This is a genomic window from Kineococcus glutinatus (assembly GCF_039542765.1).
GTDB classification, from domain to species: domain Bacteria; phylum Actinomycetota; class Actinomycetes; order Actinomycetales; family Kineococcaceae; genus Kineococcus_A; species Kineococcus_A glutinatus.
The window spans coordinates 1-4,245 of sequence record NZ_BAABIL010000572.1; the positions used below are offsets into that span (position 1 = coordinate 1).

4 protein-coding genes are annotated in these 4,245 nt (G+C 75.6%); 2 read left to right on the forward strand and 2 right to left on the reverse strand.

Annotation, left to right across the window (positions count from 1 at the left end):
• Both ABEB16_RS18325 and ABEB16_RS18330 read left to right on the forward strand, forming a co-directional pair.
• The coding region (locus ABEB16_RS18325; RefSeq protein WP_345713652.1) for a sensor histidine kinase at window positions 1–1,410 on the forward strand (1,410 nt) is incomplete at its 5' end.
• Window positions 1,411–1,472: 62 nt separating this feature from the next.
• Window positions 1,473–1,961: a DUF4383 domain-containing protein gene (locus tag ABEB16_RS18330; protein ID WP_345713653.1), complete on the forward strand. Its 489-nt coding sequence runs from the start codon at window positions 1,473–1,475 to the stop codon at window positions 1,959–1,961.
• Here the strand turns inward: ABEB16_RS18330 and ABEB16_RS18335 are convergent.
• On the reverse strand, window positions 1,925–3,310 hold the full coding sequence (locus ABEB16_RS18335; RefSeq protein ID WP_345713654.1) for an MFS transporter: 1,386 nt from the start codon (window positions 3,308–3,310) through the stop codon (window positions 1,925–1,927). The genes ABEB16_RS18330 and ABEB16_RS18335 overlap by 37 nt on opposite strands.
• 46 nt (window positions 3,311–3,356) lie before the next feature.
• The gene (locus ABEB16_RS18340; RefSeq protein ID WP_345713655.1) at window positions 3,357–4,148 is read right to left on the reverse strand and encodes an SDR family NAD(P)-dependent oxidoreductase; all 792 of its coding nucleotides are present in this window, start codon (window positions 4,146–4,148) and stop codon (window positions 3,357–3,359) included.
• Window positions 4,149–4,245: the final 97 nt, after the last annotated feature.

The following is a 4,245-nucleotide window of genomic DNA, read 5'->3' on the forward strand; positions in this document are numbered from 1 at the left end:
CACAACCCCTGGGTGGACGGGCGCCTGGCCCGGGTGCGGTTCTACGCCTCCGCGCCGCTCATCACCCCCGAGGGCCACGCCCTGGGCAGCCTCTGCGTCTTCGACAGCGCACCGAAGGAGCTGACCCCGGAGCAGTTCGGCGCGCTGCAGGACCTCGCCGCGGTGGTCGTCGGGCTCTTCGAGCGCCGCCGCCAGGTGCGGCAGAACGCCGAGCTCGTCGCCGAGGCGCAGGAGCAGCGGCTGCTCTCCCAGCTCACGATGCACGAGATGGAGAGCCGGCAGGAGTTCACCGAGACGGTCCTGGACACCGTCGACGTCGGCGTCGTCGCCTGCGACGCCCGCGGCCGGCTGACGATGTTCAACCGCACCGCCCGCGAGCTGCACGGCCTCGACGCCGACGCGTCCGTCGCGCCGTCCCAGCACGCCGAGGTGTACGGCATCTTCGAGCCCGACGGCGTGACCCTGCTCAAGGCCGAGCGCGTCCCGCTGCACCGGGCGCTGCACGAGGGGTCGGTGCAGGACGCCGAGGTGGTCCTGGCCCCGGCCGGGCAGCCGCGGCGCACCGTGGTCGCCTCCGGCCGCGCGCTGCACGACGAGGGCGGTGCGCTGCTCGGCGCGGTCGCGGTGCTGCGCGACGTCACCGCCGAGCGCGCCCAGCGGGCCGCGCTCGAGGCGACCTCCGCGCAGCTGGCCCGGCACGGCGCCGAGCTGGAGCGCTCCAACCGCGACCTGGAGCAGTTCGCCGCCATCGCCAGCCACGACCTCGCCGCGCCCCTCACCGTCGTGGGCGGCTACGTGGAGATGGTGCGCGACATCCACGGGGCGGACCTGGACGAGCAGGCCGACGAGTGGCTCGGCACCGCCCTGCAGGGCGTGACGCGGATGAAGGACCTCATCGCCGCGCTGCTCTCCTACGCCCGCGCCGGCAGCACCTGCCAGCGCGAGCTCACCGCCACCCGCGACCTCGTCGACCAGGCGGTCGTGGACCTGCGCACCGCCGTCAAGGAGGCCGGTGCCCGCGTCACCGCACCCGGCGACCTCCCGGTGCTGCACTGCGACCCCACCCTGGTGCGCCAGCTCCTGCAGAACCTGCTCGGCAACGCCATCAAGTACCGCTCCCCCGAGCGGCCCTGCCGGGTCGTCGTGACGGCCGGGCCCGTGCCGGAGGGCTGGGAGTTCGCGGTGCAGGACAACGGCCGGGGCATCCCCGTCGAGCAGCGCGAGCACGTGTTCGGGATGTTCGCCATGGGCGAGCCGGGGGCCCGCACCGGCCACGGCATCGGCCTGGCCACCTGCCAGCGGATCGTCGAGCGCCACGGCGGGCGGATCTGGGTGGACGCGGACCGCCCCGCCGAGGAGGGCACGACGATCCGGTTCACCCTGCCGCAGCGGCAGCACCCGCGGGGGTAGGCAGCGCCGGCGCGGGCCGGCTCGCCGGCGCGGGGCGCGGCACGGGTGGGTACCGTGCAAGCATGAGCCACCAGCGTGCCCTCGCGGCCTCCTCGTCCTCCTCGGTGCCCTCGGCACGGCAACCGGACAGCCCGCTGCGGGGCATGGCCCGCGCCGTGGGCGTCGTCTTCCTCCTCGTGGGCGTCCTCGGCTTCGTGCCGGGCATCACCGCCGACCACGACGAGCTGCACGTCATGGGCCCGGAGTCGCAGGCCATGCTGCTGGGCCTCCTGCAGGTCTCCGTGCTGCACAACGCCCTGCACCTGCTGTACGGCGTCGCCGCGTTCGCCTGCTCCGCCACGCCCAGCGCGGCGCACAAGTACCTCGTCCTCGGCGGGCTCGGCTACCTCGTGCTGGCCCTCATCGGCACGGCCTCCATGGCCGCCGGCCTGGACAACCCCATCCCCGTCAACGGCTGGGACGACCTGCTGCACTACGGCCTCGCCGTCGGCATGGTGGGTCTCGGCTACGTCGGCTACCGGCGCCACCGCGCGCGCTGGGGGACGTTCTGAGCCGCACCACCGGTGCCGCGGGGGGTGGACCGCTCCAGGCTCGCCCCCCGCATCTCCGGCAGCAGCCGGGTGGCCGCGGTGGCCAGCGCGAACGCCGCGGCGAGGACCGCGAAGACGAGGCCCGTGCCACCGGCGCCCAGCAGCGGGGGCACGGCCAGCGGCGCGATGATCGAGGCGATGCGCCCGAAACCCGCCGCCGCGCCGGCCCCACCGGCGCGCACCGCCGTGGGGTAGACCTCCGGGGTGGTGGCGTAGAGCGCGCCCCAGGCGCCGAGGTTGGCGAAGGACAGCAGCGAACCGGCCAGCAGCACGGTCGCCGTGCTGTCGGCGGAACCGAACAGCAGGGCCGCCGCGGCTGAACCCAGCAGGAACGCGCCCAGCGTGGGGCGCCGGCCCCAGCGCTCGACGAGGAACGCCGACAGCGCGTACCCCGGTAGCTGGGCCAGGGTGATGACCAGCGTGTACTGGAAGGACCTCACGAGGCTGAAACCCTGCGCCACCAGCAGGGTCGGGATCCACGTGAACGCCCCGTAGTAGGCGAAGTTGATGCCGAACCACACGGCCCACAACCCGGCGGTGCGCCGGCGAAGTTCTGGACCGAGCAGCCGCGGCACCGGCCCGGGCGGCAGCGGTTCCACCGCGGGCACGTCGGTGAGGGGGCGCCCGGCGGCGGCCTCCTCGAACTGGCGCACGACGGCCTCGGCCTCCTCGGTGCGGCCCTTGGACTCCAGGAACCGCACGGACTCGGGCAGGCCGCGGCGCACCACCACCGCGTACACGGCGGGCACGGCGCCCAGCGCGAACCCCCAGCGCCAGCCGTCGTCGCCCGCGCCGACGACGAAGGTGCCGATGAGCGCGGCGAGGATCCACCCCACCGCCCAGAACGCCTCCAGCAGCACGACGACGCGGCCGCGGATGCGCGCCGGGGCGAACTCGCTGACGAGGGTGGAGGCCACCGGCAGCTCGGCCCCCAGGCCCAGTCCGATGACGAACCGGAACAGCATCAGGACCGCCACCGAGCCCGCCAGCGCCGCGGCGCCGGTGGCGAGGCCGTAGACGAGCAGGGTCAGCGCGAACACCTGCCGGCGGCCGATGCGGTCGGCGAGCAGGCCGCCGGCGCCGGCGCCGATCGCCATGCCGAGGAAGCCGATCGAGGCGATCCAGGACAGCTGCCCGGGCGAGAGGCCCCACTGCGCGGCGAGGGCGGCGAGCACGAAGGAGACGAGGCCGACGTCCATGGCGTCCAGCGCCCAGCCGATGCCGGAACCCACGAGGAGCCTGCCGTGGCGGCGGGTGAAGGGCAGCCGGTCCAGCCGCTGCGCCCGGGTGGGGGCCTGCGGGGTGTGCATCACCCGACCGTAACCGCCGGCGGTGGGGCACACCCACCGAGGGCGCTCAGACGGTCGCGACCGAGCCCGCGTCCACCCGGTAGTCGCTGCCGTTGACGAAGCTGGCCCGCTCGGAGCAGAGGAACGCCACGACCGCCGCCACCTCCGCCGCCTCCCCGCGCCGGCGCAGCGCGATGCCCGGGCGCTCCTCGGCCAGGAAGCCCGCCACGGCCTCCTCGAACCCGGTGCCCCGCTCCTGCGCCCGCTGCCGCATCATGACGTCGGTCATGGGGGTGGCGATGAACGCCGGGGAGACGGAGTTCACGAGCACGCCCTCGGGGCCGTACGCCTTGGACAGGCCCTTGGCGAGGTTGAGCAGCGCCGCCTTGGCCGCGCAGTACGGCAGCTCGTCGGGATAGGGCTGCACGCCGTCCTCGGAGGCGAGCAGCACGATGCGGCCCCAGCCGGCCTCGCGCATGCCGCCCACGACGGCGCGGACCACGCGCACCGCGGCCAGGAAGTCGGTGTCCAGGGTGGTGCGCCACCCCTCCTCGTCGATGTCGTGGAAGGCCCCCGTCGCGCCGGTCGTGCCGGCGGCGTGCACGAGGATCTCCGGCGCCCCGAGCCGGTCGACGACCTCGGCGTGCAGGCGCGCCACGTCGGCGGGCGCGGTGAGGTCGGCGGCCACGGTGACGTGCTCACCGGGCAGGTCGCGGGCCGCCTCGGCCAGCGCTGCGGCGTCGAGGTCGGTGAGGGCGACGCGCACCCCCTCGGCGAGCAGGGCGCGGGCGCTGGCCAGCCCGATGCCCGAGTCCGCGCCCGTCACCAGGGCCGTGCGTCCGGCGATGCCGAGGTCCACCTGCGCCTCCACCCGGCGGCGGGGCACCTCCCCACCGGCCGGTCGGCACGCTAGGGCGCCGCGGCGGGCGCCGCACGCCGGCGGCGGCACGGGCGCG

Bases quoted from the DNA above. Each gene is read 5' to 3' on its own strand.
- ABEB16_RS18330 (WP_345713653.1), top strand. From the start codon at position 1,473: ATGAGCCACCAGCGTGCCCTCGCGGCCTCCTCGTCCTCCTCGGTGCCC.
- ABEB16_RS18335 (WP_345713654.1), bottom strand. From the start codon at position 3,310: ATGCACACCCCGCAGGCCCCCACCCGGGCGCAGCGGCTGGACCGGCTG.